We start from the raw sequence: 26995 nt of genomic DNA on the forward strand, positions 1-26995 counted from the left end.
CGGGGGGTGGGGCGGGGGTGGGGGTGGGCGCCGTTCGGGCCGCTCGCGCCTATGGCCGCCCACGCCGGCTGCTCGGCGCCGAGGTCGACCATGGCCCGGTCGAGCGCGATCGCGATCTCGCGTTCGGTGACGCCGGGCCGGATCGTCGGCAGCACCGCGTCGAAGGCCCGGTCGGTGATGGCGCAGGCCTCCCTGAGCAGGGCGATCTCCTCCTCGTCCTTGACCATCCGCAGCTCTTCCACGGCGTGGCCGAGGGGGACCAGCTCCGGCGCGCCCGGCTCGGCGGCCAGCTCGTCGCGTGCCTCCACCGTGACGGCGTGCGCCTCGAACGCCAGCCGGCCCGCGGCCCGCGCGGTCAGCGCCCCCGCGGTGGCCCGGTCGACGACGCACTCCAGCTCCGGGCAGACCCGGGCGGCCGTGCCGGCGTACCGGCCGTCGGTGGCCAGCACGGCGGTCCCGTCGGCGCGTACGAGCAGCGCGGCGTTGGAACTGGCCAGCCCGGTCAGGTAGCGCACGTTGACCAGGCGGGTGATGAGGGCCGCCTCGGTGTCACGGGCGGCGACGAGCTCGGCCAGCCGCGCGCGGCGGGCCTCGTGGATCTCCGGCATGCCCCGCACTCTACGCTCGGCGCCGCCGCACGGCGCCGCCGAGCCCCGCGCGCGCCCGGACACCCCACGCCCGCGCCCTCAGACGCCCACGCCCGCCCGCGCCCTCAGACGAACACCCCAGGCCCTCGCCCTCAGACGGACACGCCAAGCCCGCATCCTCATGGACACGCCAGGCCCGCATCCTCAGGCGCCCACGCCCGCCCGCGCCCTCAGACGGACGCGGCCAGCTCGCGCACCCGTTCGATCAGCTTGACGCGGGACGCGTGGTCACCGGCCATCGGAGCGACGTTGAGCGTCGTGACGCCGGACTCCTTCAGCGCCGCGAGGCGGTCGCGGACAAAGCCCTCCGAGCCGATCAGGGAGGTCTTCTGCAGCAGCTCGTACGGGACCTTGGCGGCGGCCTCGTCCTTTTTGCCCGCGAGGTAGAGGTCCTGGATCTCCTCGGCCTCCTTCTCGTAGCCGTAGCGCCGGGCCAGGTCGTTGTAGAAGTTGCGGCCCTTGGCGCCCATGCCGCCGATGTACAGCGCCGCCATCGGCCGGCCGAGGTCGAGCAGACCCTCGACGTCGTCGCCGATCGCCAGGAACGCCTGCGCGACGATGTCCAGCTCGCCGAGCGAGGGGTCGCGCTTGGCCTTGCCGCGGGCGAGCGCGTCGCCCCAGACGTCGCCGGCCTTCTCCGGGACGTAGAAGATCGGCTCCCAGCCCTCGGCGAGCTCGGCGGTCATCTCGACGTTCTTCGGGCCGAGGGACGCGATGAAGATCGGGATGCGCTCGCGGACCGGGTGGTTGATGAGCTTGAGCGGCTTGCCGAGGCCGGTGCCCTCCTCGGCGGGGAGGGGGAGCTTGTAGTACTTGCCGTCGTAGACGACGCGTTCGCGGCGCCACACCATGCGGCAGATCTCGATGATCTCCCGGGTCCGCCCGATCGGCGCGGTGTACGGGACGCCGTGCCAGCCCTCGATGACCTGCGGGCCCGACGCGCCGAGACCGAGCACGAACCGCCCGCCGGAGACGTAGTCCAGGCCGGCCGCCGTCATCGCGGTGAGCGTCGGGGTCCGCGAGTAGAGCTGGAGGATGCCCGAGGCGATCTGCAGGCGCTCGGTGCGCGCCGCGATGAACCCCATCTGGCTCACCGCGTCGAAGCTGTACGCCTCCGGCACGAACACGATGTCGAGGCCGGCCTTCTCATAGTCCGCCAGCTCGTCGACGGTCTCGGTGAAACCGCCCGCGTAGTTGAGGGACATCCCGATGCGCATGTCGCCGCACCCCAATCCTGACCTGAACCGCCGAGTAACCGAATCTGATTCAGTCTTACCGTACGAAGGCGGCCGGCGGCACCCCGGGTGTCAGTCCTCGTTCTCCGCGAGAAGCTCGGCGATCGCCTGCAGCGCCAGCACGTACGACAGGAAGCCGAAGCCGGCGACCGTGCCGGTGGCCACCCCCGCGACGACCGAGTTGTGGCGGAACTCCTCGCGGGCCGCCGGGTTGGACAGGTGCACCTCGATCAGCGGGGCGGTGCGCTGGGCGATGGCGTCCCGCACCGCGTACGAGTAGTGCGTGAACGCGGCCGGGTTGAGCACGACCGGGATCCTGCCGTCGGCGGCCTCGTGCAGCCAGGAGATCAGCTCGGCCTCGTCGTCGGTCTGGCGCACCTCGGCGTGCAGGCCCAGCCGCCGGGCGGTGTCCCGGCACAGCGCCGTCAGGGCGTCGAAGTCCGCGGCGCCGTACACGTCGGGTTCGCGGCTGCCCAGCCTGCCGAGGTTCGGCCCGTTCAGGACGAAGACCTCACTCATCGACCGCCTGTCCTCTCGCGCGCCGTCGCTCATCGGGTCACCCGCTCGTACGCCCGTACGAGCAGGTCTTCGTCCGGGTCCTCCAGGCGGCCCGGCTCGGCGATGCCGTCGAGGACCACGAAGCGCAGCCGCGCGCCGCGTGCCTTCTTGTCGACGCGCATCGCGTCGCGCAGCGACGGCCACACGTCGGGCGAGTACGAGGTGGGCAGGCCGACGCCGGTGAGGATCTCCCGGTGCCGGTCGACGTCCGCGTCACCGAGGCGGCCCGCCAGGCGGGCCAGCTCGGCGGCGTACACCATGCCGATCGCGACCGCGTCGCCGTGCCGGAAGCGGTACGCCTCGACCTTCTCGATCGCGTGGCCCAGCGTGTGGCCGTAGTTCAGGATCTCGCGCAGGCCGCTCTCCTTCAGGTCCTCCGACACGACCCGCGCCTTGACGGCGATGGCCCGCTCGATGAGCTCCAGGGTGTGCGGCCCGTCCGGCCGGCCCGCGGCCTCCGGGTCGTCCTCGACCAGCTCCAGGATCCTCGGGTCGGCGATGAACCCGGCCTTGATCACCTCGGCCAGCCCGGCGACGTAGTCCGCGCGCGGCATCGTGACGAGCGTCGTCAGATCGCACAGGACGCCGGCGGGCGGGTGGAAGGCGCCGACGAGGTTCTTGCCCTCGGGGATGTCGATCGCGGTCTTGCCGCCGACCGCGGCGTCCACCATGGCCAGCAGCGTCGTGGGCAGCAGCACGGCCTTGACGCCCCGGAGCCAGGTCGCGGCGGCGAACCCGGCCAGGTCGGTGGTCGCGCCGCCGCCGACACCGACCACCACGTCGGTACGGGTCATGCCGAGCCGGGCGAAGTCGGACCAGAGCCGGGCCAGCACGGCGACGTCCTTGCCGGCCTCGCCGTCGGGGACGGGTAGGGCGTGGACGTCGTAACCGGCCTCGGCGAGCGCCCCGCACACCGGCCGGGCGATCTCCGGCAGGCCCTCGGCGTGCACGACGGCGACCGTCCTGGCCTCGCCGACCAGCGCCGGAAGCCCGCCGAGCACCCCGGTACCGATCACGACCTCGTACGGCGCGTCGCCTCCGACGTGGACGTGGGTCACGACAGTCCCTTGACGATCTCGTCGGCGATCTCGGCCGGCTCCCGGCCGTCCGTGGCCACCTGGAGCACGGCGAGGCGCTCGTAGATGGGCCGGCGCTCCTCCATCAGCTTGCGGAACTGGCTGCGCGGGTTGAGCACGAGCAGCGGCCGCGCCGACGCCAGCCCGACCCGCTTGACCGCGTCCGACAGGCCCACGTCGAGGTAGACGACCCGGTGCCCGGCGAGGTCCTCCTGGGTGGCCGGGTCCAGGATGGCGCCGCCGCCGAGGGCGATGACGCCGTCGTGGGTCTCGAGGGCTTCGCGTACGGCCGCGCGCTCGAGGGCGCGGAAGCGCTCCTCGCCGTCGTCGACGAAGATCTCCCCGATCGGCTTGCCGGCCGTGGCCTCGACATCGTGGTCGGTGTCGCGGAACGGAACGCCAAGGCGCTCGGCGACGAGCAGGCCCACCGTGGTCTTGCCGGAGCCGGGCGGACCGATGACGACGACCTTGGAATTCACTTGATCACCAGAGTTGAGAGATAGCCCTGCAGATTACGTGCGGTCTCCTCGACGGAGTCGCCGCCGAACTTCTCGACCACGGCCTCGGCCAGCACCAGCGCCACCATGGCCTCCGCGACGACCCCCGCGGCGGGGACCGCGGTCACGTCGCTGCGCTGGTTGATCGCCTTGGCCGGCTCGCCGGTCGTCACGTCGACCGTGTCCAGCGCGCGCGGCACGGTCGAGATCGGCTTCATCGCGGCCCGCACCCGGACCGGGTCGCCGGTCGTCATGCCGCCCTCGATGCCCCCGGCCCGGGAGGTGCGCCGCCGGATCCCCTCCGGCGTCTTCTCGATCTCGTCGTGCGCCCGGGAACCCGGGCGGCGCGCGGTCGTGAACCCGTCGCCGACCTCCACGCCCTTGATCGCCTGAATGCCCATCAGGGCACCGGCGAGGCGGGCGTCGAGCCGCCGGTCCCAGTGCACGTGACTGCCGAGGCCGGGCGGCAGGCCGTAGGCGACGACCTCCACCACGCCGCCGAGTGTGTCACCGGCCTTGCGGAGCTCGTCGATGTGGGTGACCATCGCGGCGCTCGTCTCCGGGTCGGCGCAGCGCACCGGGTCCGCGTCGATCCGCTCGAGGTCCTCCGGGCCGGGCACCACGCCGTCCGGCACGGCGACCTCGCCGAGCGCCACCACGTGGCTGACGATCCGGGCGCCCGCGACCTGGGCCAGGAACGCCTTGGCCACCTCGCCGATCGCGACCCGCGCGGCCGTCTCGCGGGCGCTCGCCCGCTCGAGGATCGGCCGGGCGTCGTCGAAGCCGTACTTCTGCATGCCCGCCAGGTCGGCGTGGCCGGGCCGGGGCCGGGACAGCGGAGCGTTGCGGGCCTGAGCGGCCAGTTCGTCCGGGTCGACGGGGTCGGCCGACATGACCGTCTCCCACTTCGGCCACTCCGTGTTGGCGACCTCGATCGCCACCGGACCGCCCTGCGTGCGGCCGTGCCGGACCCCACCGACGACCGTCACCTTGTCCTGCTCGAACTTCATGCGGGCGCCCCGCCCATGCCCGAGCCGGCGACGGCGCAGCGCCTCGGCGATGTCGTCCGAGGTCACGCGCACTCCGGCGGGCAGCCCTTCCATGATCGCGACGAGGGCCGGGCCATGAGACTCCCCCGCGGTCAGCCAGCGCAGCATGAAGTGAATCCTTTCATCCCCACGGAAGGCTACGCCCAAGTGTCCGCAGCCTGAGACGAGCCCGCCTCGAGACGGCCGTCACGGACGCAACGGGTTGCGGGCGACGACGCCGGGGAACCGGGAGAAGTCACGGTCCATGGTCCACAGTTCACGTACTCCCCCGCTGACGCAGAGAGCGGCGATCCGGCCGTCGTGCACCATCGGCCCGACGACCTTTCCCTCTCGCAGGGCGGAACGGAGGGTCTCCCAGTAGCCGATGCCCTCACCGAGCAGCACCACAGACGGCGACCCGAGCCAGGCTTCGATCTGTTCGATCGCCTGATCGATGGTGCTGGGCGGCGCATAGATCCGGGGATGCGTAACGATCGAGAAGAACTCGTGGACACACGGCCACGGGATCGCCCATGCTGCGCGGCCCTCGGCCAACTCACGAAGGCGCGAAGCGGCGGCGGAATGGAACTCGCTCTCCTCTCTATGCGCGTAGACGAGGATGTTGGTGTCGACGGCGATCACAGTCGATCCCCGTACGCCATGGCACGCAGCTCTGCCCACGAAGCCGTCCGAACCTCCGGCTGGAGCCCTTCTCCACGCACAGACGCGTCCGGGAGGACGTAGCGCTGCCCTTCCTCGCGCCGCGCCAGAACCGCCCTCAACCCTTCCTCGATCATGGACTTCAGCGTGACGCCTTCTTCGCGGGCGACGCGACGAGCCTCGCGCAGCAGATCGTCGGAGATGTCGACGGTCGTCTTCATATGGCGAACCATACCCATGGACCCATAATGCCATACCCGATCACTCCTCGCACATGACCGGATGCGTTTCGCAGTTGCCGGATCTCTCACAAGGCTCGCTCACAACGGGGTTGACCCTCACATTGATGTGAAGGCTTAGCGTGCGGTCCATGTCCTCGACCAAGCCGTCGTTCTCGTGGGGCGGCCGGGCCGCGCTGGCGGTGCTGACCTGCTGTGTGTTCGTCGTCGGCACGGCGGAGTACGTCATGGTGGGCCTGCTGCCGGACCTCGCGGCCGATCTCCGGGTGCCGCTGCCGACCGCCGGCTCGCTGGGTCAGTTGGAGCGCCGGTCGTGGAATCGGCGGTGGTGGATGAAGAAGAAGCGGCGGCCGCGGACCCGGGTGGGCGCGTTGCCGGGCGGCCGGACGGCGAAATCGATGCACACGACGCGGCGGCCGTCCTCGTCCGCGCCCTCGAAGTCGGGGTCGAACCAGCAGCCCATCGCGAGCTCGGGCCAGCCGATCGCGCCGGTGAACTCCAGATGGCGGCGGGTCCGGAACGGCCGGCGACGGAACCGGTCACGGTTCCGGTCGCGGTCGTCGTCGTCCGGACCGATGGTGACGTTGATCCCGTCGTTCGGCGTGCTGCTCGCGCTCGGCGACGGCTGGACGCGCGGAACGCCTCCCCGGTGCGCCCGCCCGCCGGGGAGGGCGGCCGCCGGTTCCGGCGGCCACGAGATCGCGGCCGTCAGCACCCCGGCCGAACCGGCGGTCAGCACGGCGATCCACCTGCGAGAAGTCAATTGTCGCCCCTCATCCGATCCAGCCCGATCTAAGGCGGGTAAGCGCGCGGCATGCGCACGGGGATCGGGATACCCCTCCGGGGCGGCCGGTGAGGTCGCGAGACGGCAAAGGTGCGGGAAGGGTTCCGGCGGTCTCAGCCGTACGCCAGCACCGCGGCGAGGACTCCGGCCAGCATGAACGGCCCGTACGGGATCTGGGTCCGCAGCGTGGCCCGGCGGCTCGCCAGCAGCGCGACCGACCACACCGCCGCGAGGACGTACCCGGCGCACACCCCGGCCACCCACGCCGGAAGACCGAGCCAGCCCAGGTAGAGCCCCAGCACGCCCGCCAGCTTCACGTCGCCCAGGCCGATCTGGTTCGGCGCGACGAGCCACTGCAGCGCGTACAGGACGAACAGCGCCGCCATGCCGAGCAGCGCGTGCGTGAACCGCGCCCCGCCCCGGTCGGTGAAGAGGGCCGCGAGGCCGAGCAGCAGCAGGCCGGCCGCGTACGACGGGAGCGTCACCGGATCGGGCAGCCGCTTGAGCGCGACGTCGATGAACGTCAGCGCGACGCCCACCACCGCGAGGTAGCCGAACGCCGGAAGGTCGGGCGCCGGACCGACCCGCCACGCCACGAGCGCGAGGACGACCGCGGCGGCCGAGACGACGGCGAGCCGCCGCCGGATCACCGGCTCGGCCCAGTCGGGGTTGGTCACGCTGGCAATCTAAGGCCTGTCACCGGCATCGAGGGCCGAACTCCGACCGGCCGCGTCACCGCTCGGTCCGGACGGCACGCCTAACCGGAGACGACGCCGATCTCGACGCCTCCGGTGACGTGGCCGCGGAGGCGTTCGGCGAGGCGGTCCGCGGCGGCCCGTACGTCCTGCGCGCCGGCGCCCTCGGCGAGCCGGAGGCGTACGGCGAGCTCGGCCCGCTCGCCGGGCTCCACGCGCACGCCGGTGATGCCGGGCAGGCCGTCGACCGCCGCGCGCACGGCCACGAGAACGTCGGGGTCCTCGTGCGGAGCGGTGATCGCGCCGCCGTTCGCGAGAACGTGCAGCCGGGCGCCCTCGATGGCGTACGGAACGGGCCCCGCCACGTCGACGACGAGCGCGTCGGCGGACTCTCCGACGGCGGCCTGGCACGCCTGCCGGGCGTGCACCGCGACGGGCCGGGCGTCGGGGCGCCAGCGGGCGAGGCTCTCGGTGGAGGTGAAGGCGAGCACGGCCCGCCGGCCGTCCGCTCCGACGAGAGTGGGCAGAGCCATCTCGCTCTCCTTCTCGCGCCGCAGGCCGTCGACGGTCTCGTCCTCGGTCAGCACCGCGACGACCGGCACGAGCAGGCGGGTGCCGGCGAGCGCCGCGAGCACGGCCCGCTCCCCCGCCCGTCCCTGGGCGTAGTCGCTCAGCGCCCGTTCGACCTCGGCGGGGGTCCGCCCGTCGTCGTCGGGGAACTGCGGCTGCGGGATGCGGTGTTCGGACACGGCAGTCCAGCGTATCCGAGCACCCGCGCGCGGCCGTCTAGAGGTCGTGGAGGCGCTCGACGGCCTCGTCGATCACCTCGTCGCGCTTGCAGAAGGCGAACCGGACGTACGGGTCACCGGCGTCGGAGTCGTAGAACACCTGCGTCGGAATGGCGACGATGCCGGCGCGCTCGTGCAGGGCGGTGACGAACTCCCGCCCGTCGCCGAAGCCGCGCGAGCGCACGTCGACCTGCGCGAAGTAGGTGCCCTGCGGCCGGAACGTCGTGAGACCGGCGGCGGCCAGCCCGTCGCTGAGCCGGTCGCGTTTGGCCCGCAGCGACGCGCGCAGGTCCTCGACCCACTCCTGTTCCTCGCGCAGCGCGTACGCGACCGCGCGCTGGTACGGGGCGCTGGCGGTGAAGGTCAGGAACTGCTTGACCGTCTGCACCGCCCGTACGAACCGCGGCGGCGCGGTGATCCAGCCGATCTTCCAGCCGGTGACGGAGAAGGTCTTGCCCGCGGAGGAGATCGCCACCGTGCGTTCGCGCATGCCGGGCAGGGTCGCGAGCGGCACGTGGGCGGCCGGGCCGTCGTAGGTCAGGTACTCGTAGACCTCGTCGGTGACGGCGGTGAGGTCGTGTTCGCGGCAGACGTCCGCGACGACCTCGAGCTCCTCGCGGGTGAACACCGTGCCGGTCGGGTTGTGCGGGGAGTTGAGGAGCAGCACCCGGGTGCGCGGCGTGACGGCGGCGCGCAGCTCGGCCGGGTCGAACGTGAACCGCCCGCCGTCGGGCCGCAGGGTGACCGGCCGGCGTACGCCGCCGGCCAGCGCGATGATCGCCGCGTACGAGTCGTAGTAGGGCTCGAACACGACGACCTCCTCTCCCGTCTCCACGAGGGCGAGAAGCACCGCCGAGATCGCCTCGGTCGCGCCGACCGTGACCATGACCTCGTCGGCCGGGTCGTAGGTCAGGGCGTACCGGTCCGCGCGCTGGGCGGCGACGGCCTCCCGCAGCTCCGGCAGCCCGGGGCCGGGCGGGTACTGGTTCGCGCCGCCCATGATGGCCTCGACCGCGGTCTCCAGCAGCTTGGCGGGGCCGTCGGTGTCCGGGAAGCCCTGGCCCAGGTTGATCGCCCCGGTGCGGATCGCCAGCGCCGTCATCTCCGCGAACACGGTGGTGCCGAAGCCCTGCATCCGGGCGACGAGCGGATCGTTCTCAAGGGTCACCGGGTCAGGGTATTGACGTCCTCCCCCACCTGAAAAGGCGCGGGATTTTATTCCAACCCGCTCCCTACCCGGAGGTGAGAACAGGTTGAGGTTCGCGGTTCACGGCCCCGCCCGACGGCTGGAGGGCTCCCCGCGCTGTCACGACACGTCCTGCCGCGATGTCTCTGATGTTCTTGGCCGCGTTCACATCCGCGTGATCGACATGCCCACAGGCGCGACAACGAAAAACCGCTTGGCTCTCACGGCTCTCCGCAGCGCACTGCCCACAGGCATGACAGATCTGAGACGTATACGCAGGGTTGACCTTCTCCACTCGGCCAGGTGCCTTGTCCTCCAGGCGGCTCACCAGCAGACCCCAGCCGGCCTCGTGGATGGACCGGTTGAGTCCGGCCTTGGCCCGTACGTTCGTGCCCGGCGCGGTGAGGGTGCCGCGTGCGGAGCGGACCATGCTGCGGATCTTCAGGTTTTCAACCCGGATGAGGTCGTAGCGGCGTGCCAGAGTGGTGGAGGTCTTTTCCACCCAGTCTTTGCGCCGGTCGGACTGGCGCGCCTTGATCCGGGCGATCGCCGTCTTGACCCGAGCACGGCGGTTGGATCCCGGTTTGGCGCGTGCGAGCCCGCGCTGCAGACGTTGCAGGCGTGTGGTCTCGGTTGCGTGGAGGCCGGGGACCACCAGGTTCTCGCCGGTGGACAGGGCGGCCGAGACGGCCACGCCACGATCGATACCAATGACCTCGCCCGTTCCCGGCCCATCTACGGGCGGCGGAATCACTGCGAACGCGACATGCCAGCGGCCCGCCCGATCCCGGTTGATCCGAAAGGACTTGGCCGCATCGGGGACCTTTCGGGACCAGCGGAACCGCACCCAGCCGACCTTCGGGATCCATACCTGGCCGACCTTGCGGGACAGGCGGCGCACGTCCCAGTGGTTGCCGCGTTTACCGACGATCCGGAACCCCTCATGCACACCGGCCTTACGCCAGGTCGGCCGCCGATGGGTCCTGGCGAAGAAGTTCGCCATGGCCTGGGTGAAGTCCCGCAGCGCTTGCTGCTGCACCGTATGGGATCCTGCCGCCAGCCAAGCGGACTCTCGTCTCGCCTCGGTCAGCTGGCGGCACTGCTCCGCGTAACCCGGCGCGGACGCCCGGCCCGGTCGCCAGTGCTGGTGTTGTTCGACCGCGAGATTCCACACATATCGGGCGTGCGAGCAGTGCTCCAGCAGCGCCTGCTCTTGAGCGGGCGTGGGCGCAAGCCGGAACCGCATGCCCGCACACTAACCACCGCCACCGACAATCAGAGGAGAATGGCATTCCTCCCTGGCCTGAGGGCCAGGGTCTCCACGCCGCACAACAGATGAGGAGGCCCCGATGCGGATCGCGCTGTGTCAGATCCCGGTCGGCGACGACCCCAAGGACAACCTGGAGCATGTCCTGGAGGCGCTCGCCATCGCCTCGGAGGCCGATCTGGCGATCTTCCCGGAGGCGACGCAGGTGCGGTTCGGCCGGGCCATGGCCGCGGCGGCCGAGCCCCTCGACGGCCCCTGGGTGACCACGCTGGCCGAGGCGGCGCGCAGGCATCGTACGGCCGTGATCGTGGGGGTCTTCGAGCCGGCGCCGGACGGCCGGGTGTACAACACCGCCGTCGCGATCGACGCCGACGGCCGGGCGGCCGGCGCCTACCGGAAGATCCACCTGTTCGACGCGTTCGGGTTCCGGGAGTCGGAGCTGATCGCGCCCGGGGACACGCCGACGGTCGTGGAGCTGGCCGGGACGCGGGTCGGCCTGGTCACCTGCTACGACCTGCGCTTCCCGGAGCTGGCCAGGGCGCTCGTCGACCGGGGCGCCGACCTTCTCGCGGTGATCGCCTCCTGGGCCCAGGGGAACTTCAAGGAGGAGCACTGGGTCACGCTCATCCGCGCCCGGGCCATCGAGAACACCACCTGGACGGTCGCGGTCGACAAGGCCCCGGATCCACCGCAGGCGCCGGGCGGCGCGATCGGGGTGGGGCGCAGTCTGCTGGTGGACCCGATGGGCACGGTCCAGACCGACCTGGGGCCGTTCCCGGGCGTGCGGGTGGTGGAGATCGACGACCTGATCACCGAGCACGTGCGCAAGACCCTCCCGGCGCTGGAACACCGCCGTCCCGACCTGTTCGGCTGAGCGTCCGCCTCATCGGGACCGCCGCGTCGGCGGAGAACGCCGCGTCGGCGAAGGACGCCGGGCCGTCTCCTCAGACTCCGGGCCGGCTCCGCACGGGCGCCAGGGCGGCCGACCGCCGGGTCACCTCACCGCGAGCGCCGGGTCGGGGCCGCGCCGGGCACCGGCTCCGGGGCGGCCGCGCCGGGCGCCCGGCGGCCGTGGCGGTACTGCAGGGCGACCAGGACGAGCCCGAGCAGGAGCCAGGCACCGCCGACGATCTTCGCCATGGTCGTCGCCGACACGATGATCCAGACCGAGACGGCGGCGCCCGCGGCCGGGACGAGCAGGTGCGGCAGCCACGCACGGCTCCGGCGCCGTACGACGAAGTAGCCGACCACCGAGGCGTGCAGCAGGGTGAAGGCCACGAGGGCGCCGATGTTCACGATGGACACGAGAACGTCGAGGCCGTTGGACAGCCAGGCCGCCCAGATCGACACGACGGCCGCGACGCCGGCCGTCGTGAGGAGGGCGGCCCGGGGCACGCGGGACCGCTCCTCCACGGTCGCGAGCGCCTTGGGCAGGCCGTGGTCGCGGGCCATCCCGTACATCAGCCGGGAGGCTGCCGCCACCGCGGACATCGCGGAGAACGCCGGCCCGACGCCCTTGACGACGACGAACGCCAGGTGGAGCCAGGAGCCGAAGGCGACGTCGGTCATCTTGTAGAACGCCGTGCCCTGCTCGGCGGGCGCCGACGCGAGGTGCTGGGGGCTCACCGGCGTGAGCAGCCCGGCCAGGTACGTCTGCACGACGAACAGGAGTCCGGCGAGGGCGAGGCAGAACAGCACCGCGCGCCCGACCTGGCGCTCGTCCCCGGTGTTCTCCTCGGCGAAGGAGGCGATCCCGTCGAAGCCGAGGAAGGACAGCACGGCGACCGAGACGGCGCCCATGACGGCGCTCGCGGTCATCCCGCCGGTGCCGCCGAACGGCGACGTCCACGGCCGGGCGGGCCCGTGCATGATCAGGACGACGACGGCGGCGACGACGAAGACCGCCAGGAGCAGGATCTCGATCACGAGCACGACGAACCCGACCCGCGCCGCGACGCGCACGCCGGCCAGGTTGAACGCCGTCGTCGCCACGAACGCGACCGCGGTGAAGACCCAGGCGGGCACCGAGGGGATCTGCGAGTGCAGGGCGATCCCGCAGAACAGGTACGCCACCGCGGGGATCAGCAGGTAGTCCAGCATCGCCATCCAGCCGGCCAGCAGACCCGCCGGCCGGCCGAGCCCCGCGCTGGCGTAGGCGAACACCGAGCCGGCGTTCGGGACCCGGCGCGACATCTGGGCGTACGACAGGGCGGTGAAGCCCATGGCGATCGTCGCCACCAGGTAGACGAGGGCGACCGCCCCGGAGCTCTTGGCGTCGAGCACGCCGAAGACTCCCACCGGCGCGAGCGGGCCGATGAACAGCAGTCCGTAGACGATGAGGTCGCGCAGCGACAGGCTGCGGCGAAGTGCCTGCGGCTCCAACAGGGGTCTCCCGGGGGGGGATCGGATGTGACCGTATGTCGGAATGTATCCGCTCGCGATTCGGGATCCCAAAGCGTTTTACCAGGTCAAGCGGTTTATATGACCTGGACCCGACCCAGCGTCCCCCTCAGTCCCAGCGGACCCGCCCGTGCCCACGCGGTGGGTCAGCCGGCCTTGGCCGCGACCTCGGCGAGGGCGCTGCCGAAGAACTCCCGCGACTGCGCCCCGGACACCGCCCAGGCGTCCTCGAACACGAAGAACGGGACGCCGGTGACGCCGATCGTCCGCGCCACCTCGAGCTGCGCGGTGACCGCCGCGTCGCCCTCGCCCGCCGCGAGGCGCTCCGCCACGCCCGCCAGCCCGGCCTCGGCGGCGAGTTCGGCGAGCGTCCCGTGGTCGTTCAGGTCCCGGCCCTCGGCGTGGTGGGCCCGGAAGAGCCGGCCCACGACGGCGTCCTGCACGCCCGCCTCGGCGGCCAGCGCGATCACCCGGTGCGCGTCGCGGGTGTTGGCGCTCAGCGCCTTCTCCGGCGCGTACGGCAGGTCCTCGGCCGCCATCAGCTCCCGCATCCGGGCGTGCGCCTCGGCGACGCGGTCGGCGCCGCCGAACTTCTCGGCGAGGCTGTCGGTCATCAGCCCGCCGCCCGAGGCTCCGGGGTCGAGCTGGTACGGCCGCCAGGTCACGTTCACCTCGCCGCCGAAGTCACGGGCGGCGGCCGCGAACCGCGCCCGGCCCAGGTAACACCACGGGCATACGACATCCGAGAAGATCTCAACGTTCACAACGGATGGCAACGAGCCCGGAGGGGCACGCATTCCACCGGCCGCACACCTGTCCCGGGTGGCTACGCTTGGACACTCGTTATCACCGACAATGAGAGACATCCCCATGGCGCTTGAGCGACCCGAGATCGACTTCCCCGAGGGCGAGCCGCCCGCCGACCTGCAGATCACCGACATCACGGTCGGCGACGGTGCCGAGGCCACCCCCGGCTCGACCGTCTCGGTGCACTACGTCGGCGTGGCGCACTCGACCGGCGAGGAGTTCGACGCCTCGTGGAACCGCGGTGAGGCCTTCAACTTCCCGCTCGGAGCCGGCCGCGTCATCGCGGGCTGGGACCAGGGCGTCGCCGGCATGCGGGTCGGCGGCCGCCGCAAGCTCGTCATCCCCCCGCACCTGGGCTACGGCAACCGCGGCGCGGGCCGCGCGATCAAGCCGGGCGAGACGCTGATCTTCGTCGTCGACCTGCTCGGCGTCGGCTGACCGTTCCCTCGGAGGCCCGTCCGACGGCCCCGTCGCCGAACCCTCGGCGGCGGGGCCGTCGGGCGTCCGGGGGCGGGGCCGTCGGGCGTCCGGGGTCAATGCGCGATCCAGACGTGCCGGCGCACCGCCGAGTCCTCGGGGATGAGGGTGAGGATGCCGGTGGCGAGGTCGGCGCGGGAGATCTGCACACCGCCCCGGACGCTGCGGTCGATGCCGGTGCGGTACCGCCCGGTGCCCTTCTTGTCGATGAGCCGCGGCGGCCGGACGATCGTCCAGTCCAGGTCGCTGCCGCGGACCGCCTCCTCCGCCCGGCCCATGTCGGCGAAGCCGTGCCGCAGGAGCCGCTGCAGGATCGGCTTGGCGACGTAACGCGTGAGGGGGCCGTCGCCGGGGTCCGTGACCATGCCCGCGGCGCTGACCATGAGGAAGCGGCGGGCGCCGGTCTTGGCCATCGCCTCGAGGATGCTGCGGGCGCCGTCCTGGCACACGGTCGTCGGGCCGGTGTCCCGATGCCCGAGCGCGGAGACGACGGCGTCGGCCTCGCCGACGGCGGTCGTGATGGCCGCCGGGTCCATCACGTCGGCCGTGACGACGTGCAGGCGCTCGTGGGCGGGGACGTCGAGGCGCGCCGGATCCCGCACCACCGCCGTCACCCGGTGGCCGCGTTCCAGCGCCTGCCGGACCAGATGGGTCCCGGTCCTCCCGGACGCGCCGAAGATCGTGAGCTTCATGGGATCGTCGCCCCTTCTGGGTTAGTGAGTGCTCACTAACCACCATAATGGAGGAACGCTCGACCACCAAGGGGGACCGTGACGACCCGGGATCGCATCCTCGACGCCGCCGCCGGCCTGATGCGCGAACGCGGCATCGCGCGCACCACCACGAAGGAGATCGCGAAGGCGGCCGGCCTGTCCGAGGCGGCCCTCTACAAGCACTTCGCCGACAAGACGGAGCTGATGCTCGCGGTCCTGCGCGAACGGATGCCCGGGTTCGCCCGCGTGGACGTCCGTCCCGGCGCCGGAAGCGTCGCGGAGACCGTCGCGGCGCTGACGCGGGCCACCGTGGACTTCTACCTTCAGGCCCTGCCCATGCTGGGCTCCCTGCTGGGCGATCCACGGTTGATGACCGCCCAGCGCGAGTCGCTCCGCAAGTACGGCGCCGGACCGGAGCACCTGGTCCGCCGGCTGGCCGACCACCTGCGCGCCGAACGCGACCTGGGGCGCATCGCCGCCGAAGCCGACCTCGACGCGGCCGCCGCCCTGCTGGCCGGCGCCTGTTTCCAGCAGGCGTTCTTCCGGTACTTCGCCGAGGGCCCCGACGCCAAGCCGGTGCCGGACGCGACGGTGACCGCGCTGAGCGGCACGCTGCTGCGCGCCCTGGGCGCGGGCTGAGTCAGCCTTCCATCCCTTCGCCCTCCGAAAGAGACGGCGGATTGCCCGAACCTGGCCACCACGTCCGGGCATCAACCCCTATGCGGATACTTAAGATCCACTGAGGGAAAGCTGGGATGGATGCGTGAAAAACGGTTGATCGCCTCGTGCCTGCTCGCGGCGGTGCTCGGAGTGACCTCCGGCGCGTGGCCCGACATCCGTGGCCGGATGGAGGGCTCTCCCGCGCACGCGGCGGGTCCCCCCGCGATGGCGCAGGTCATGGCGCCGCCGCGCTGGCCCGCTCCGAAGCCCGGCACCTGGCAGGTGTCCTACGAGCGGCACGGGGACGGCCTGCCGCCGGTGATCGACCGGATACAGACGAACGACAAGGTCGTCTTCATCACCATCGACGACGGCTGGGAGCACGACACCCGCTTCGTCGACATCGTCCGGACCCAGCGGGTCCCCATCATGGTCTTCCTCACGGACCAGGCGGCCCGCACCGGCTACGAGTACTTCTGGGCGCTGCAGCACGCCGGCGCGCCGATCGAGGACCACACGATGGACCACGCCGCGCCGTACAACGACATGCGCCGACTGTCCGCGGCGGCACAGCACCGGCAGATCTGCGACTCGGCCGACATCGACGCCCGGCAGTACGGGCGGCGGCCGCAGATCTTCCGGCCGCCCGGCGGATCGTACGACCAGGTCACCCGTACCGCGGCCCGCGACTGCGGCATGAAGTCGGTCGTCATCTGGTCGGTGGAGTTCTACAACGGCCTGTCCGGGCGGCTGGCCCGCATGGACGGCGGCTCGGCCCTGCGGCCCGGCGACATCATCCTGATGCACTTCCGCCGCGGCCTGGCCGGCGACTTCGAGCGCCTGCTCACGTGGATCCGGCAGGCGGGGCTGCGCCCCGCGGCGCTGGCGAACTACCTGCCCCGCTCCCAGGGCGGAGAGGCGGCGGGGTGAGCGATCCCACGCCCACAATTCGGTGGGAACAGGTTGATCAACGGCCGAATCCGGACAGCCTCGTAACTGTCGTAACGCCGCTTCGAGGGGAGATCCGATGCGCCCACAGCTGCGCGCTCTGACCGCGGCCGCCCTGGCCGTGCTCACCGCGGGCGGACTGACGGCCTGTCACCAGGGCACCCCGCACTCCAGATCGGCGGCGCCGGTCGCCTCACGGGGGCCGGGCGGCGCCGAACCGAGCCTGACCCCCGGCCACGGGCCCCCGTCGTCGGCTCCGGTGACTCCGCCCGCGTCGTCCTCGCCGTCGGCGAGCCCGAGCGGCTCGCCGAGCGGTTCGCCCACCGCGACGACGCCCTCGGCGATCCCCCGGTCGCGGGACGGGCTGCCCCCGGTGATCAGCCGCATCCCGGTCCAGGACAAGGTCGTCTTCATCACCATCGACGACGGCTGGGAGAAGGACGCCGACTTCGTCCGGCTGATCCGCGACGAGCGGATCCCGGTGACGCTCTTCCTCGAGAACCTCGCGGTGAAGAAGAACTACGGGTACTTCCGCGAGCTGCAGCAGGCGGGCGCGCTGATCGAGGATCACACGATGACGCACCCGTACATGCCCCGGCTGTCGTACAAGCGGCAGAAGCAGGAGATCTGCGACGCGGCGGGCATCTACACCACGCAGTACGGCGCGCGCCCGACGCTGTTCCGCGCGCCGTACGGGTCCACCGACCATGACACGCTGCGCGCCGCCCGGGACTGCGGGATGAAGGCGATCTTCTTCTGGCGCGAGGTGGTCAGCAACGGGAAGATCGCCTACCAGGTGCCCGGCCGCCTGCACCCGGGGGACATCATGCTCGTGCACTTCAACCCGAACATGACCGCCGACTTCAAGAAGATGCTCCGCACCATCCACAAGCAGGGGTTCCGTCCCGCCGCGGTGCGGGATCACCTGCCGGCCGAGTTCTTCCAGTAGTCCCCGGTCAGCGGCGCAGGGCGGCGCGCAGCGCCCGGAGCCGGTGCGCGGTCGTCGACCCGGCGACCGCGCGCTCCGGTACGCCGGGCGCCATAGTTTCATCGATATGATTTCAAAGAGACGAAAGTAAGGTCTCAGTGCGACGGTGTCAACGGGAGGCGCGCGTGGAGTTGAGCATGTCGGCCTACGTCGTGCTCGGCCTGATCGCCCGCCACGGCCCGATGACCCCGTACGAGCTGAAGGCGCGCGTCGAGGAGAGCATCGCGCCGTTCTGGCCCATCCCGCACGCGCAGCTCTACCGCGACCCGCCCCGCCTGGCGGAGCTGGGCCTGCTGACCGAGGAGACCGAGGAGGGCGGCAGACGCCGCCGCTTCTTCCACCTCACCCCCGCGGGCGAGAGGACGCTACGGGAGTGGCTGTCGGCCCCGGAGCTCCCCCAGGCCGAGTTCCGTGACCCCGCCCAGCTCAGGCTGGCCTTCGCCGACCTCGGCGACCCCGCCGACCTGGTGAGCCTCGCCCGCACGCAGGCGCGCCGGCACCGGCGGCTCATGGAGACCTACGAGCAGCGGCGCTCCGCCCTCGACCCGGACGACGCCTGCACCGTCTCCCGCGAGCGCATGCTGTCCTACGGGATCCTGCACGAGCAGGCGCACGCCGCCTTCTGGGAGACGATCGCCGCGGCCGACGAGGACCCGGACGAGCCCTGCGGACCGACCCCGAAGGACCGCTGGCAGCACAACTGAGCCGCCGCGCCCGGACACCGGGACGGCGCATCGGCCGGCCGAGGAGCCGAGGCCGCCCGGACCGCCGGGAATCCCCTGGCGGGCACCTCTCGTCCCGAGCAGGATGGAGCGCATGGGGCACCCCGCGCACTTCATCCTGGTCGACGACGCAGGCCCGCGGCTGTACTACGACCACTGGGCCGCGGACACGATCGGCGACGTCCTGATCGCCGGTCCGCGGTCGGCGACCCGGTACGTCACCGCTCAGCGCCCCTGCGAGGAGCGGGACGACGAATGGCTGGAGGAGATCACGGCCGAAGGGGGCGCCACCATCGACCACCGCGCCCGCCGCCTCGTCTTCTTCGGCGATGACCTGCTGCGGGAGATGCCGGCCCGGCGTGCCTTCCTGCGGCTGCTCGCGCTGACCTGGCCGGAATGGGACGTCAGCTGGGCGTACGACGGCCTCGGCGACCTGGCCGACCAGGCCGGCTTCGGCCGGGCGGCGGTCCGCAGGGACGCCGGTCGCGAACGCGCCATGCCGGAGGTCCCGATGCCCTCCGGCGAGGGGGCCCGCGTCGCGCACCTAGTGACCGTCCGCAACGGGACCGGCGCCCTCACCGTCCACCCGTTCGCCCGCGCGGGCGACCACAGTGCCTGGCAGGGGCCGGGCCTTCTCGACCGGCTGCCCGACGGCGGCCTGACGCGACTGGACCTTCGCGCGGTACCGGAAAGCGGCCTGCACGTGGACGTCCGTACGCGCACCGCCGAGGTCTGGACGGCCGCCGCCGTGCCCGGATTGCGGCCCCTTCTGGCGGAGCTGTGGCCGGGCTGGCGAGTGCGGTTCTTGGAAGACCGGTACGAGGAGCAGTCGCGCCGCTGTGCCGGCGTGGTGACGTTCCCGCCGCTCGACTCGGCCACCGGCCTCGACGAGGTGCTGACGGCGATGGCGCGGCGATGCGGCCACGAGCCCGTGCCCGCCCTGCTGGAGTCGGCCGGCCGACGCCCGCGCCACGTCGGTTCGAACCTGACGGTGGCGCTGAACCCTCTGTTCACCGCCCAGAGCCCGGTGGAGCCGACCCCCGACGAGTGGTCCGCCGTCCTGCATGCCGCGACCGCGCTGCGCGGCGGCCGCTGAAATAGCGCCCCGCCGGAAAGGGACACGGCGGGCCGGCCTCACGGGGTCCCATTCAGTCCCGTGGACGAGGCCGTCCCGCCGACCCGTGCGCCCCTGCCGACAGGTGACCAACCCGCCGCTTCGCAGAGAGGCTTACACAGAGCGGAGCTTACCCGGAACCGCCGCCAGGGCACGTGCGTCACACAAGTACAACACCAAACAAGAGCCACCCGGCTCTCGGTGTTGCGTCCCATTCACAGGGCGCACGGGAGCCGGGCTGACCACCCGGGACTTGCGTGCGCCACGGCATGAGGAGTCATGCATGTCCAAGGGGGAAACCCGCCATCCTCTGGCCCTGGCCGAAGAGGCCCTGCCGATCCGGTGGGTGTTCGACCCGGGCTTCCGGGCCAAGTTGCTGGACGCGTGCGGTTTCACGTGCGTGTTCTGCCACAACGAGGGCACTCCGGTGACCTCTGACCAGATCCCCGGAACGCCGATCACGGCCGGCCCGGGCAACCTGAGTCAGCGGGTGTCGATCTACGCGGAGAAGAACGGGGTGAACTTCCTCGCGGACCGCATGCGGCCCGACGAGGAGTTCGTGCGTGTGATCACGCTGCTCCGCGACAAGTGCGGTCTCACCGAGATGCACGGCACCGGCGGCGAACCGACGTTGCACCCTAAGCTCAACGAGCTGATCGCTCTCGCCTACGGCGCGGGCTACCGCAACATCGGCGTCACCAGCAACGGTGAGAACGGCGCGCTGGCCCTGCCGGAGGCCGCCCGCGCGGGCCTGCGGAAGGTGAACTTCTCCATCTTCGGCACCACGGCGCTCGAACTGGCCGAGGTGCAGGCGGAGAAGTTCGGGCGCCTGAAGCTGGCCGAAAAGAAGATCGTCGCGTTGCAGCGGTCGATCGAGGCGGCCTTGGAGAGCAAGCTCAAGGTCAGCGCGAACATCGTCGTGCCCGACGAGTCCCACATCGAGCGGGTGCGGCACCTCATCGAGAGGTACGGGAGCCGGGTCGAGATCCGGCTCCTTCGCTCCATCGCCGAGCCGGCGAGCGCGAACGCGATCTGGACCCTCCTCGAGTCGCTCGGGGCCACGCCCGTCGAGCGGGTCGACGCCTGGAACGTCTCGGGCGGGTACAAGGTCACGTACGCCCTGCCGGACGGCGGCACGGTGGGGCTCAAGCAGATCCGGCCGGTCTTCCTGCCGGAGACCTGCGGGAAGTGCCCGCTCGCGCCGTGGAACGGCGGCGGGTGCGACGAGGGCTACTACGGCCTTCGTCTGTACAAGGCGGTCGGCGGGCCGTACATGGTGGGGGTCTGCATCCAGCGGATGGACCTCACCATGCCCGTCGACGAGTTCGTCGAGTCCGAGCTCTGCGAGGAGGTCATGCGGCGGGAACGCCGCCGCGCTGACTCGCTGAGCTAGCCGAACCGATGGTGCCCGCGGCGCAGCCGCGCCGCGGGCACCATCCCTGTTTCACCGGAAGATCGTCCTGCGAGGTCAGACGCCGACGGGATGCCAGACGGTCTTGGTCTCCAGGAACGCGGTCATCCGGGCGGTGCCGGGGTCGGCGGTCCAGTCGTCGGCGGCCGGGCGGTGCACCCGCTTGAGGTTGTCCGCCGCCGCCCGCGCGCAGTCGGCCGCCAGGTCGTCCGGCGCGCCGGCCAGGTCGATCGCGTTGACGTCCTGGTGGGAGGCGAGCCAGGGGGCCAGCTCGGCGCGGTGCCCGGTAAGGAGGTTGACGACGCCGCCCGGCACGTCGGAGGTGGCGAGGACCTCGGCGAGGGTGATCGCCGGGAGCGGTGCGGGCTCCGAGGCGACGACGACCGCCGTGTTGCCGGTCGCGATCACCGGCGCGATCACCGAGACGAGCCCGAGCAGCGGCGAGTCCGGCGCGACGACCCCGACCACGCCGGTGGGCTCGGGCGTGGAGAAGTTGAAGAACGGCCCGGAGACGGGGTTGGCCGACCCCGTCACCTGCGCGATCTTGTCGGCCCACCCGGCGTACCAGACCCAGCGGTCGATCGCCGCGTCGACCTCGGCGGCGGCGGCCGTCTTGCCGAGGCCGGCGCCGCGCAGTTCCTCGGTGAACTGGCCGCGGCGCCCTTCCAGCATCTCCGCGACGCGGTAGAGGATCTGGCCGCGGTTGTAGCCGGTCCGGCCCGCCCAGCCGGACTGGGCCTTGCGCGCGGCCACGACCGCGTCCCGGACGTCCTTGCGCGAGGCCCGCGCAGCGTTGGCCAGGAACTTGCCCTTGGCGTCGTTCACGATGACGGTCCTGCCGGACTCCGACCGGGGGAACGCGCCCCCGATGAACAGCTTGTAGGTCTTGCGAACACTCAACCGCTCGCTCATCGAAGGTAGGCCTCCAGCCCGTGCCGTCCGCCCTCGCGCCCGAAACCGGACTCCTTGTACCCGCCGAAGGGCGAGGCGGGATCGAACTTGTTGAAGGTGTTCGCCCAGACGACCCCGGCCCGGAGCCGCTCGGCCATCCACAGGATGCGCGATCCCTTGTCGGTCCAGATGCCCGCCGACAGGCCGTACGGCGTGTTGTTCGCCTTCTCGACCGCCTCGGCCGGGGTACGGAACGTCAGGACCGACAGGACCGGGCCGAAGATCTCCTCACGGGCGATCCGGTGCGAGGCCGCGACGCCGGTGAACACGGTCGGCGCGAACCAGAACCCCCGCTCGGGCAGCTCGCACGGCGGCGACCAGCGGGTCGCGCCCTCCGCCTCACCGCTGTCGGACAGTTCGCGGATCTTCGCGAGCTGGGCGGCCGAGTTGATCGCGCCGACGTCGGTGTTCTTGTCCAGCGGGTCACCGACCCGCAGCGTCGCCATCCGCGCCTTCAACCGGTCGAGCAGCCCGTCGACGACCGACTCCTGCACGAGCAGCCGCGAACCGGCGCAGCACACGTGCCCCTGGTTGAAGAAGATGCCGTTGACGATGCCCTCGACGGCCTGGTCGAGCGGCGCGTCGTCGAAGACGATGTTGGCCGCCTTGCCGCCCAGCTCCAGCGTGAGCCTCTTGTCCGTCCCGGCGACCGAGCGGGCGATCTGCCGGCCGACCTCGGTCGACCCGGTGAAGGCGACCTTGTCGATCCCGGGGTGCTCGACCAGCGCGCGGCCCGTCTCCCCGGCCCCGGTGAGGATGTTCACGACGCCGGGCGGCAGCTCCGCCTGCGCGCAGATCTCGGCGAACGCCAGCGCCGTCAGCGGAGTCGTCTCGGCGGGCTTCAGGACGACGGTGTTGCCGCAGGCCAGCGCCGGGGCGACCTTCCACGCCAGCATGAGCAGCGGGAAGTTCCAGGGGATGACCTGGCCGGCGACGCCCAGCGGCCTCGGGTCGGGGCCGAACCCGGCGTACGGGAGCTTGTCGGCCCAGCCGGCGTAGTAGAAGAAGTGCGCGGCGACCAGGGGCAGGTCGACGTCCCGCGACTCGCGGATCGGCTTGCCGTTGTCGATGGACTCCAGGACGGCCAGCTCGCGCGACCGCTCCTGGATCAGCCGCGCGATCCGGAAGAGGTACTTCGCCCGTTCGGCGCCCGGCATCGGGCCCCACACCGTGTCGTACGCGCGGCGGGCCGCCGCGACGGCGCGGTCGACGTCGTCGGCGTCGGCCTCGGCGACCTCGGCCAGGGTCTCCTCGGTGGCCGGATCGATGGTCTTGAAGGTGTTCTTCGCCTCGACGAACTCACCGTCGACGAACAGGCCGTACGACGGCTTGATGTCGACGATGTCCCGTGACTCCGGCGCGGGGGCGTACTCGAAACTCATCCGCTCAGTCCATCGTGAAGTAGTCGGGACCGCCGTACACGCCGGTCGTGAGCTTGCGGCGCTGCATCAGCAGGTCGTTGAGCAGGCTGGACGCGCCGAGCCGGAACCAGTCGGGCGTCAGCCAGTCCGGCCCGGCCGTCTCGTTCACGAGCACGAGGTACTTGACCGCGTCCTTGGTCGTGCGGATGCCGCCGGCCGGTTTGACGCCCACCTGGCGGCCCGTCGCCGCCCGGAAGTCGCGCACGGCCTCCAGCATCACCAGGGTGACCGGCAGTGTGGCGGCCGGGCTCACCTTGCCCGTGCTGGTCTTGATGAAGTCGGCGCCGGCCAACATCGCCAGCCACGACGCCCGCCGTACGTTGTCGTAGGTGACCAGTTCGCCGGTCTCCAGGATGACCTTCAGGTGCACGTCGCCGCACTCGGCCTTGACCGCGACGATCTCGTCGTACACCTTCCCGAGGTCGCCCGCGAGGAACGCGCCGCGGTCGATCACCATGTCGATCTCGGTGGCCCCGTCGTCGATCGCCCGGCGGGTGTCGGCGAGCTTGGCGTCGAGCGGGGCCCGCCCCGACGGGAACGCCGTCGCGACGCTCGCGACCCCGATCCCCGTGCCGTCCAGCGCGCGCACCGCCTCGCCGACGAGGTCGGAGTAGACGCAGACCGCCGCGACCTTCGGCACGCTCGCGTCGGCCGGATCCGGATGGGCCGCCTTGGCGCACAGCGCCCGCACCTTGCCGGGGGTGTCCGCACCCTCGAGCGTCGTCAGGTCGACCATCGAGATCGCCAGGTCGATCGCGTACGCCTTCGCCGACTTCTTGATCGAACGGGTCGCCAGCCGCGCGGCCCGTTCCTCCGCTCCCACTTGGTCCACCGCCGGCAGACCGTGCAGGAAGCCGCGGAGCTCGGCCGGCGACATCGCCGTGTCCGCGAAGGTAGCCAGGTCAGGCACGGTTCCCCCTGTGCTCGAGTAGCCGGTTGAGGATGAGCGCCGCCACCAGGATGACGCCGGTGACGACCATCTGGAAGAACGAGCTCAGTCCCAGGAGATTGAACAGGTTGTGCAGGACGGACAGCAACAGCACCGCGATGAAGGTGCCGAACACGCCGCCGCGCCCGCCGAACAGGTTAGTGCCGCCGAGGACGACCGCCGCGATCGCGTCGAGTTCGAGGCCGTTGAACGCCGTCGGCTGGCCGATGGTCAGGCGCGAGGTCAGGAGGATCCCGGCGAGTGCGGCGAGCAGGCCGCTGATCACGAAGACGGCGGCGGTGACCGCGCGGACGGGCAGTCCGGACAGGCGCGCCGCCTCGCGGTTGCTGCCGACCGCGTAGACGTACTCGCCGAAGGTCGTCGCGCGCAGCACCAGCCCGGCGACGATCGCGACGCCGATGAAGACCAGGCCGACGATCGGGACGTAGCCTATGAAACCGCCGCCGAGGAGACGGAAGCCCTGCGGGAGGTTCCCGCCGGCCGGGGTGCCCCCGGTGAGCAGGTAGGTCAGGCCCCGGATGCTCGTCAGCCCGGCGAGGGTCGTCATGAAACTGGGCAGGGACAGGTACGCCGACAGGCCGCCCATGAGCAGGCCGGCGACCGCGCCGGCGACGAGGGTCGCCAGCAGGGCGAGGACGGGATTCACGCCGTGCGCGATCAGGACGGCGACGAGCATCCCGGCGAACGCGGCGGTGCTGCCCACCGACAGGTCGATGCCGGCGGTGAGGATGACCATCGTCATGCCGACCGCGACGATGCCGGTGAGGCTGGACTGCTGGAGAAGGTTGGAAATGTTGCGCGTGGTGAGGAACTCCGGCGCCAGCAACGACGCCACGACGCACAGCAGCAGGAAGACGAGCAGGAGATTCGAGCCGCGGATCAGGTCGAGCCCCCGCCGGCGGGTGAGGGCGCCGGTCCACGTGAGCCTGGTCTCAGGCGCTGTCTGAGTCATGTGTGACTCCCGGTGATGACGGTTTGCGCGATGTCGGCCTCAGGGGTGGTCCGCGGATCGAAGCGGGCGACGTTGCGCCCCTCGTGCAGCACCCAGATGGTGTCGGCGTGCGCGGTGAGCTCGCTCAGCTCGCTGCTGGCGAGCAGGACGGCGACGCCGTCGTCGGCGAGGCGGCGCACCTGGCGGTACAGGTCGGCCTTGGCGCCGATGTCCAGGCCGCGGGTGGGCTCGTCCAGCAGCAGCACACGTACACCGCGTGTGATCCACTTGGCGAGGACCACCTTCTGCTGGTTCCCGCCGGACAACTGGCCGACCGGCTGTTCGGGCGAGGCGTGCTTGACCCCGAGATCGCCGAGGACCGGAGCGGTCATCCGCCGGCCGCGGGAGCGCGGCATCGTCCAGCCCAGCGCGGAGATGGCGGCGTTCCGGGCGACGGACAGACCAAGGAGGAGCCCTTCCTCCTTGCGGTTCTCCGGTACCAGGGCGAGCCCCTGCCGCACGGCGGTACGCGGGCCCGCGACCGGCAGGGGACGGCCGCCCAGCCGGGCGCTGACCTCACCGCGGACGGCGCCGAACAGCGCGCTCAGCAGCGTCGTCCGCCCGGCGCCGCCGAGCCCGGCGAGCCCGACGATCTCCCCGGGCCGCACGTCGATTCCGGCGACGTCGAGGAGGCCGCCGATCCGGACGCGGTCGATGGTCAGCAGCGGATCCCCGCCGGGCACGGGCCGGTCCGCACGGCGCACGAGGTCGCGCGCCTGCCCGATCATCGCCGCGACCAGTTCGTCGTGGCCGGTGGTCGTCAGGTCGAAGACGGCGACGCTGCGTCCGTCGCGCATGACCGTCGCGCGGTCGCCGATCTCGGACACCTCGTCGAGCCGGTGGGAGATGTAGATCACCGCCCGGCCCTCGGCCACCAGGTCCCGGATGACGGAGAAGACGACCTTGAGCTCCTCCGCGCCGAGGGTCGCCGACGGCTCGTCCATGACGATCACCTTGGCGTCGCAGGTCAGCGCCTTCGCGATGGCGGTGAGCTGCTGGGCGGCGATGGGCAGGTCGCGCACCCGCGCGTCCGGCGAGAACGACCCGCCGACCCGCTCGATGAACTCGGCGGCCAGCGCGGACCGCCGCCGGCGCCGGACGAACGGACCGCTGGCCGGCGCTCGCCCCAGGAACAGGTTCTGCGCGACCGTGAGGTCGGGCGCGAGGTCCAGTTCCTGGTAGATGACGCTGATCCCGGCGGTGATGCCCTCTTGCGGACCGGCCAGGTGCAGCGGCCGGCCGTCGAGGAGGATCTCACCCTCGTCCGGCCGGTACGAACCGGCGAGGACCTTCATCAGGGTGCTCTTGCCGGCTCCGTTCTCGCCGAGCAGGCAGTGGACCTCGCCCGCCTGGACGGACAGGTCGGCACCGGCGCAGGCGACCGTACCGGGAAAGCGCTTGACGACGCCCTTCATCTCCAGGAGGGGTGTCATGTGGCCTCCTTCGTCGGCGGAGTGACCAGAGGCGCCGCATTCATGATTCGCTCGCTGCGCTCACTCATGCGGCCCTACCTTCTTGACTGGGTTGAGCGAGCCGTTCGTAGGGTTGGCTCACCCAGGGGTGTCGGGTGTGGCTTTCATGCGGCTGCCGAAGGTGTGGTTCGGGAGGCTTGGCCGCCCGGCACCCCCAGGACGACCCGGCCTCTGATCGGGATGTGCGAACGGATCGCTGAGTAGGGCCATGACGGCGAGGTCGTCTGCGGGACCAGGACGTGTCGAGGTTGCGGAGGTGGCCGTGCCCCGGGTCTGGGCTGGTGTGGATGCTGGGAAGACTCACCACCATT

The 26995-nt window shown here is 71.7% G+C and carries 30 protein-coding genes; 8 read left to right on the top strand and 22 right to left on the bottom strand.

All coding sequences use genetic code 11. From position 1 onward, the window contains the following. The 13 genes from AB0K82_RS38910 to AB0K82_RS38970 all read right to left on the bottom strand — a co-directional run. Positions 1–608, bottom strand: a 608-nt coding sequence (locus AB0K82_RS38910) for an aminopeptidase P family N-terminal domain-containing protein (protein ID WP_364407028.1), incomplete at its 3' end; no start/stop codon positions are given. Between the two features lie 209 nt (positions 609–817). After that, the gene (locus AB0K82_RS38915; protein WP_364407031.1) at positions 818–1864 is read right to left on the bottom strand and encodes an LLM class F420-dependent oxidoreductase; all 1047 of its coding nucleotides are present in this window, start codon (positions 1862–1864) and stop codon (positions 818–820) included. 90 nt (positions 1865–1954) lie between these two features. Further along, positions 1955–2401: a type II 3-dehydroquinate dehydratase gene (gene aroQ, locus AB0K82_RS38920; RefSeq protein WP_364407034.1), complete on the bottom strand. Its 447-nt coding sequence runs from the start codon at positions 2399–2401 to the stop codon at positions 1955–1957. A gap of 29 nt (positions 2402–2430) precedes the next feature. After that, positions 2431–3498 (bottom strand): 3-dehydroquinate synthase, encoded by a 1068-nt coding sequence (aroB, locus tag AB0K82_RS38925; protein ID WP_364407036.1) that lies wholly within the window; start codon positions 3496–3498, stop codon positions 2431–2433. Continuing rightward, on the bottom strand, positions 3495–3995 hold the full coding sequence (locus tag AB0K82_RS38930) for a shikimate kinase (protein ID WP_364407039.1): 501 nt from the start codon (positions 3993–3995) through the stop codon (positions 3495–3497). The genes aroB and AB0K82_RS38930 overlap by 4 nt, the downstream gene beginning before the upstream one ends. Next, positions 3992–5170 (bottom strand): chorismate synthase, encoded by a 1179-nt coding sequence (gene aroC / locus AB0K82_RS38935; protein WP_364407041.1) that lies wholly within the window; start codon positions 5168–5170, stop codon positions 3992–3994. The genes AB0K82_RS38930 and aroC overlap by 4 nt, the downstream gene beginning before the upstream one ends. Positions 5171–5248: 78 nt before the next feature. Then, positions 5249–5683 carry a TA system VapC family ribonuclease toxin gene (locus AB0K82_RS38940; RefSeq protein WP_364407043.1) on the bottom strand — a complete coding sequence of 145 codons (435 nt, stop codon included), beginning with the start codon at positions 5681–5683 and terminating at the stop codon, positions 5249–5251. Then, the gene (locus tag AB0K82_RS38945) at positions 5680–5922 is read right to left on the bottom strand and encodes a type II toxin-antitoxin system VapB family antitoxin (protein ID WP_364407046.1); all 243 of its coding nucleotides are present in this window, start codon (positions 5920–5922) and stop codon (positions 5680–5682) included. The genes AB0K82_RS38940 and AB0K82_RS38945 overlap by 4 nt, the downstream gene beginning before the upstream one ends. 313 nt (positions 5923–6235) lie before the next feature. Then, entirely contained in the window at positions 6236–6703 is a 468-nt protein-coding gene (locus AB0K82_RS38950) for a hypothetical protein (RefSeq protein ID WP_345358376.1), read from the bottom strand. Between the two features lie 134 nt (positions 6704–6837). After that, positions 6838–7401: an A24 family peptidase gene (locus AB0K82_RS38955; RefSeq protein ID WP_345358373.1), complete on the bottom strand. Its 564-nt coding sequence runs from the start codon at positions 7399–7401 to the stop codon at positions 6838–6840. Positions 7402–7481: 80 nt separating this feature from the next. Then, positions 7482–8168, bottom strand: coding sequence for an SseB family protein (locus AB0K82_RS38960; RefSeq protein WP_364407049.1), 687 nt, complete (start codon positions 8166–8168; stop codon positions 7482–7484). 37 nt (positions 8169–8205) lie between these two features. After that, positions 8206–9375 carry a pyridoxal phosphate-dependent aminotransferase gene (locus AB0K82_RS38965; RefSeq protein ID WP_364407052.1) on the bottom strand — a complete coding sequence of 390 codons (1170 nt, stop codon included), beginning with the start codon at positions 9373–9375 and terminating at the stop codon, positions 8206–8208. Between the two features lie 64 nt (positions 9376–9439). After that, complete coding sequence (locus AB0K82_RS38970) at positions 9440–10639, bottom strand: transposase (RefSeq protein ID WP_364407055.1); 1200 nt, start codon at positions 10637–10639, stop codon at positions 9440–9442. A 103-nt stretch (positions 10640–10742) separates the two neighbouring features. On the opposite strand from AB0K82_RS38970, the gene AB0K82_RS38975 reads away from it, so the two are divergent. Beyond that, a complete protein-coding gene (locus AB0K82_RS38975; RefSeq protein ID WP_364407057.1) occupies positions 10743–11534 on the top strand; it encodes a carbon-nitrogen hydrolase family protein in 792 nt (263 codons plus the stop codon). A 125-nt stretch (positions 11535–11659) separates the two neighbouring features. Here the strand turns inward: AB0K82_RS38975 and AB0K82_RS38980 are convergent, their stop codons facing one another. Both AB0K82_RS38980 and AB0K82_RS38985 read right to left on the bottom strand, forming a co-directional pair. Further along, positions 11660–13042, bottom strand: a complete 1383-nt coding sequence (locus AB0K82_RS38980; RefSeq protein ID WP_364407060.1) for an APC family permease — start codon at positions 13040–13042, stop codon at positions 11660–11662. Between the two features lie 164 nt (positions 13043–13206). Then, positions 13207–13824, bottom strand: a complete 618-nt coding sequence (locus AB0K82_RS38985; protein WP_364407062.1) for a DsbA family oxidoreductase — start codon at positions 13822–13824, stop codon at positions 13207–13209. 106 nt (positions 13825–13930) lie between these two features. On the opposite strand from AB0K82_RS38985, the gene AB0K82_RS38990 reads away from it, so the two are divergent. Then, positions 13931–14305 carry an FKBP-type peptidyl-prolyl cis-trans isomerase gene (locus AB0K82_RS38990; RefSeq protein ID WP_345358352.1) on the top strand — a complete coding sequence of 125 codons (375 nt, stop codon included), beginning with the start codon at positions 13931–13933 and terminating at the stop codon, positions 14303–14305. Positions 14306–14400: 95 nt separating this feature from the next. Here AB0K82_RS38990 and AB0K82_RS38995 read toward each other — a convergent pair whose 3' ends face one another. After that, positions 14401–15036 carry an SDR family oxidoreductase gene (locus AB0K82_RS38995; RefSeq protein ID WP_364407066.1) on the bottom strand — a complete coding sequence of 212 codons (636 nt, stop codon included), beginning with the start codon at positions 15034–15036 and terminating at the stop codon, positions 14401–14403. A gap of 78 nt (positions 15037–15114) precedes the next feature. Between AB0K82_RS38995 and AB0K82_RS39000 the strand changes: the two genes are divergently transcribed. Continuing rightward, entirely contained in the window at positions 15115–15696 is a 582-nt protein-coding gene (locus AB0K82_RS39000; protein WP_364407069.1) for a helix-turn-helix domain-containing protein, read from the top strand. A 120-nt stretch (positions 15697–15816) separates the two neighbouring features. Then, positions 15817–16647 (top strand): polysaccharide deacetylase family protein, encoded by an 831-nt coding sequence (locus tag AB0K82_RS39005; protein WP_364407071.1) that lies wholly within the window; start codon positions 15817–15819, stop codon positions 16645–16647. A 168-nt stretch (positions 16648–16815) separates the two neighbouring features. On the opposite strand, the gene AB0K82_RS39010 is transcribed toward AB0K82_RS39005, so the two are convergent. Continuing rightward, positions 16816–17052 carry a hypothetical protein gene (locus AB0K82_RS39010; protein ID WP_364407074.1) on the bottom strand — a complete coding sequence of 79 codons (237 nt, stop codon included), beginning with the start codon at positions 17050–17052 and terminating at the stop codon, positions 16816–16818. Between AB0K82_RS39010 and AB0K82_RS39015 the strand changes: the two genes are divergently transcribed. The 4 genes from AB0K82_RS39015 to AB0K82_RS39030 all read left to right on the top strand — a co-directional run bounded on the left by AB0K82_RS39015 (position 17039) and on the right by AB0K82_RS39030 (position 20882). Further along, positions 17039–17614: a polysaccharide deacetylase family protein gene (locus AB0K82_RS39015; RefSeq protein ID WP_364407077.1), complete on the top strand. Its 576-nt coding sequence runs from the start codon at positions 17039–17041 to the stop codon at positions 17612–17614. The two genes, AB0K82_RS39010 and AB0K82_RS39015, sit on opposite strands and share 14 nt — an antisense overlap. Positions 17615–17790: 176 nt before the next feature. Next, positions 17791–18357: a PadR family transcriptional regulator gene (locus AB0K82_RS39020; RefSeq protein WP_364407079.1), complete on the top strand. Its 567-nt coding sequence runs from the start codon at positions 17791–17793 to the stop codon at positions 18355–18357. Between the two features lie 112 nt (positions 18358–18469). Continuing rightward, positions 18470–19471 carry a hypothetical protein gene (locus AB0K82_RS39025; RefSeq protein WP_364407081.1) on the top strand — a complete coding sequence of 334 codons (1002 nt, stop codon included), beginning with the start codon at positions 18470–18472 and terminating at the stop codon, positions 19469–19471. Between the two features lie 301 nt (positions 19472–19772). Further along, positions 19773–20882: a radical SAM protein gene (locus AB0K82_RS39030; protein ID WP_364407084.1), complete on the top strand. Its 1110-nt coding sequence runs from the start codon at positions 19773–19775 to the stop codon at positions 20880–20882. A 75-nt stretch (positions 20883–20957) separates the two neighbouring features. On the opposite strand, the gene AB0K82_RS39035 is transcribed toward AB0K82_RS39030, so the two are convergent. The 5 genes from AB0K82_RS39035 to AB0K82_RS39055 are packed head-to-tail and all read right to left on the bottom strand — an operon-like array spanning position 20958 to position 26645. Further along, positions 20958–21812 (bottom strand): aldehyde dehydrogenase family protein, encoded by an 855-nt coding sequence (locus AB0K82_RS39035; protein ID WP_364407087.1) that lies wholly within the window; start codon positions 21810–21812, stop codon positions 20958–20960. Continuing rightward, positions 21809–23233 carry an aldehyde dehydrogenase family protein gene (locus AB0K82_RS39040; RefSeq protein ID WP_364407090.1) on the bottom strand — a complete coding sequence of 475 codons (1425 nt, stop codon included), beginning with the start codon at positions 23231–23233 and terminating at the stop codon, positions 21809–21811. Before AB0K82_RS39040 ends, AB0K82_RS39035 begins: the two co-directional genes overlap by 4 nt. 4 nt (positions 23234–23237) lie before the next feature. Beyond that, a complete protein-coding gene (gene deoC, locus AB0K82_RS39045; protein WP_364407102.1) occupies positions 23238–24149 on the bottom strand; it encodes a deoxyribose-phosphate aldolase in 912 nt (303 codons plus the stop codon). A gap of 25 nt (positions 24150–24174) precedes the next feature. Beyond that, entirely contained in the window at positions 24175–25173 is a 999-nt protein-coding gene (locus tag AB0K82_RS39050; RefSeq protein ID WP_364407092.1) for an ABC transporter permease, read from the bottom strand. Then, a complete protein-coding gene (locus tag AB0K82_RS39055) occupies positions 25170–26645 on the bottom strand; it encodes a sugar ABC transporter ATP-binding protein (protein ID WP_364407095.1) in 1476 nt (491 codons plus the stop codon). The genes AB0K82_RS39050 and AB0K82_RS39055 overlap by 4 nt, the downstream gene beginning before the upstream one ends. Positions 26646–26995: the final 350 nt, after the last annotated feature.

This window comes from Actinoallomurus sp. NPDC052274, assembly GCF_040679475.1.
GTDB lineage: Bacteria > Actinomycetota > Actinomycetes > Streptosporangiales > Streptosporangiaceae > Actinoallomurus > Actinoallomurus liliacearum.

Excerpts from the sequence above, each read along its gene's own strand:
- AB0K82_RS38915 (WP_364407031.1), bottom strand. The coding sequence starts at position 1,864 with ATGCGCATCGGGATGTCCCTCAACTACGCGGGCGGTTTCACCGAGACC.
- aroQ (WP_364407034.1), bottom strand. The coding sequence starts at position 2,401 with ATGAGTGAGGTCTTCGTCCTGAACGGGCCGAACCTCGGCAGGCTGGGC.
- aroC (WP_364407041.1), bottom strand. The coding sequence starts at position 5,170 with ATGCTGCGCTGGCTGACCGCGGGGGAGTCTCATGGCCCGGCCCTCGTC.
- AB0K82_RS38945 (WP_364407046.1), bottom strand. The coding sequence starts at position 5,922 with ATGAAGACGACCGTCGACATCTCCGACGATCTGCTGCGCGAGGCTCGT.
- AB0K82_RS38970 (WP_364407055.1), bottom strand. The coding sequence starts at position 10,639 with ATGCGGTTCCGGCTTGCGCCCACGCCCGCTCAAGAGCAGGCGCTGCTG.
- AB0K82_RS38975 (WP_364407057.1), top strand. The coding sequence starts at position 10,743 with ATGCGGATCGCGCTGTGTCAGATCCCGGTCGGCGACGACCCCAAGGAC.
- AB0K82_RS38990 (WP_345358352.1), top strand. The coding sequence starts at position 13,931 with ATGGCGCTTGAGCGACCCGAGATCGACTTCCCCGAGGGCGAGCCGCCC.
- AB0K82_RS38995 (WP_364407066.1), bottom strand. The coding sequence starts at position 15,036 with ATGAAGCTCACGATCTTCGGCGCGTCCGGGAGGACCGGGACCCATCTG.
- AB0K82_RS39005 (WP_364407071.1), top strand. The coding sequence starts at position 15,817 with ATGCGTGAAAAACGGTTGATCGCCTCGTGCCTGCTCGCGGCGGTGCTC.
- AB0K82_RS39010 (WP_364407074.1), bottom strand. The coding sequence starts at position 17,052 with ATGCGGCTGATCACCGGGGGCAGCCCGTCCCGCGACCGGGGGATCGCC.
- AB0K82_RS39020 (WP_364407079.1), top strand. The coding sequence starts at position 17,791 with ATGTCGGCCTACGTCGTGCTCGGCCTGATCGCCCGCCACGGCCCGATG.
- AB0K82_RS39025 (WP_364407081.1), top strand. The coding sequence starts at position 18,470 with ATGGGGCACCCCGCGCACTTCATCCTGGTCGACGACGCAGGCCCGCGG.
- AB0K82_RS39030 (WP_364407084.1), top strand. The coding sequence starts at position 19,773 with ATGTCCAAGGGGGAAACCCGCCATCCTCTGGCCCTGGCCGAAGAGGCC.
- AB0K82_RS39035 (WP_364407087.1), bottom strand. The coding sequence starts at position 21,812 with ATGAGCGAGCGGTTGAGTGTTCGCAAGACCTACAAGCTGTTCATCGGG.
- AB0K82_RS39040 (WP_364407090.1), bottom strand. The coding sequence starts at position 23,233 with ATGAGTTTCGAGTACGCCCCCGCGCCGGAGTCACGGGACATCGTCGAC.
- deoC (WP_364407102.1), bottom strand. The coding sequence starts at position 24,149 with ATGTCGCCGGCCGAGCTCCGCGGCTTCCTGCACGGTCTGCCGGCGGTG.
- AB0K82_RS39050 (WP_364407092.1), bottom strand. The coding sequence starts at position 25,173 with ATGACTCAGACAGCGCCTGAGACCAGGCTCACGTGGACCGGCGCCCTC.
- AB0K82_RS39055 (WP_364407095.1), bottom strand. The coding sequence starts at position 26,645 with ATGACACCCCTCCTGGAGATGAAGGGCGTCGTCAAGCGCTTTCCCGGT.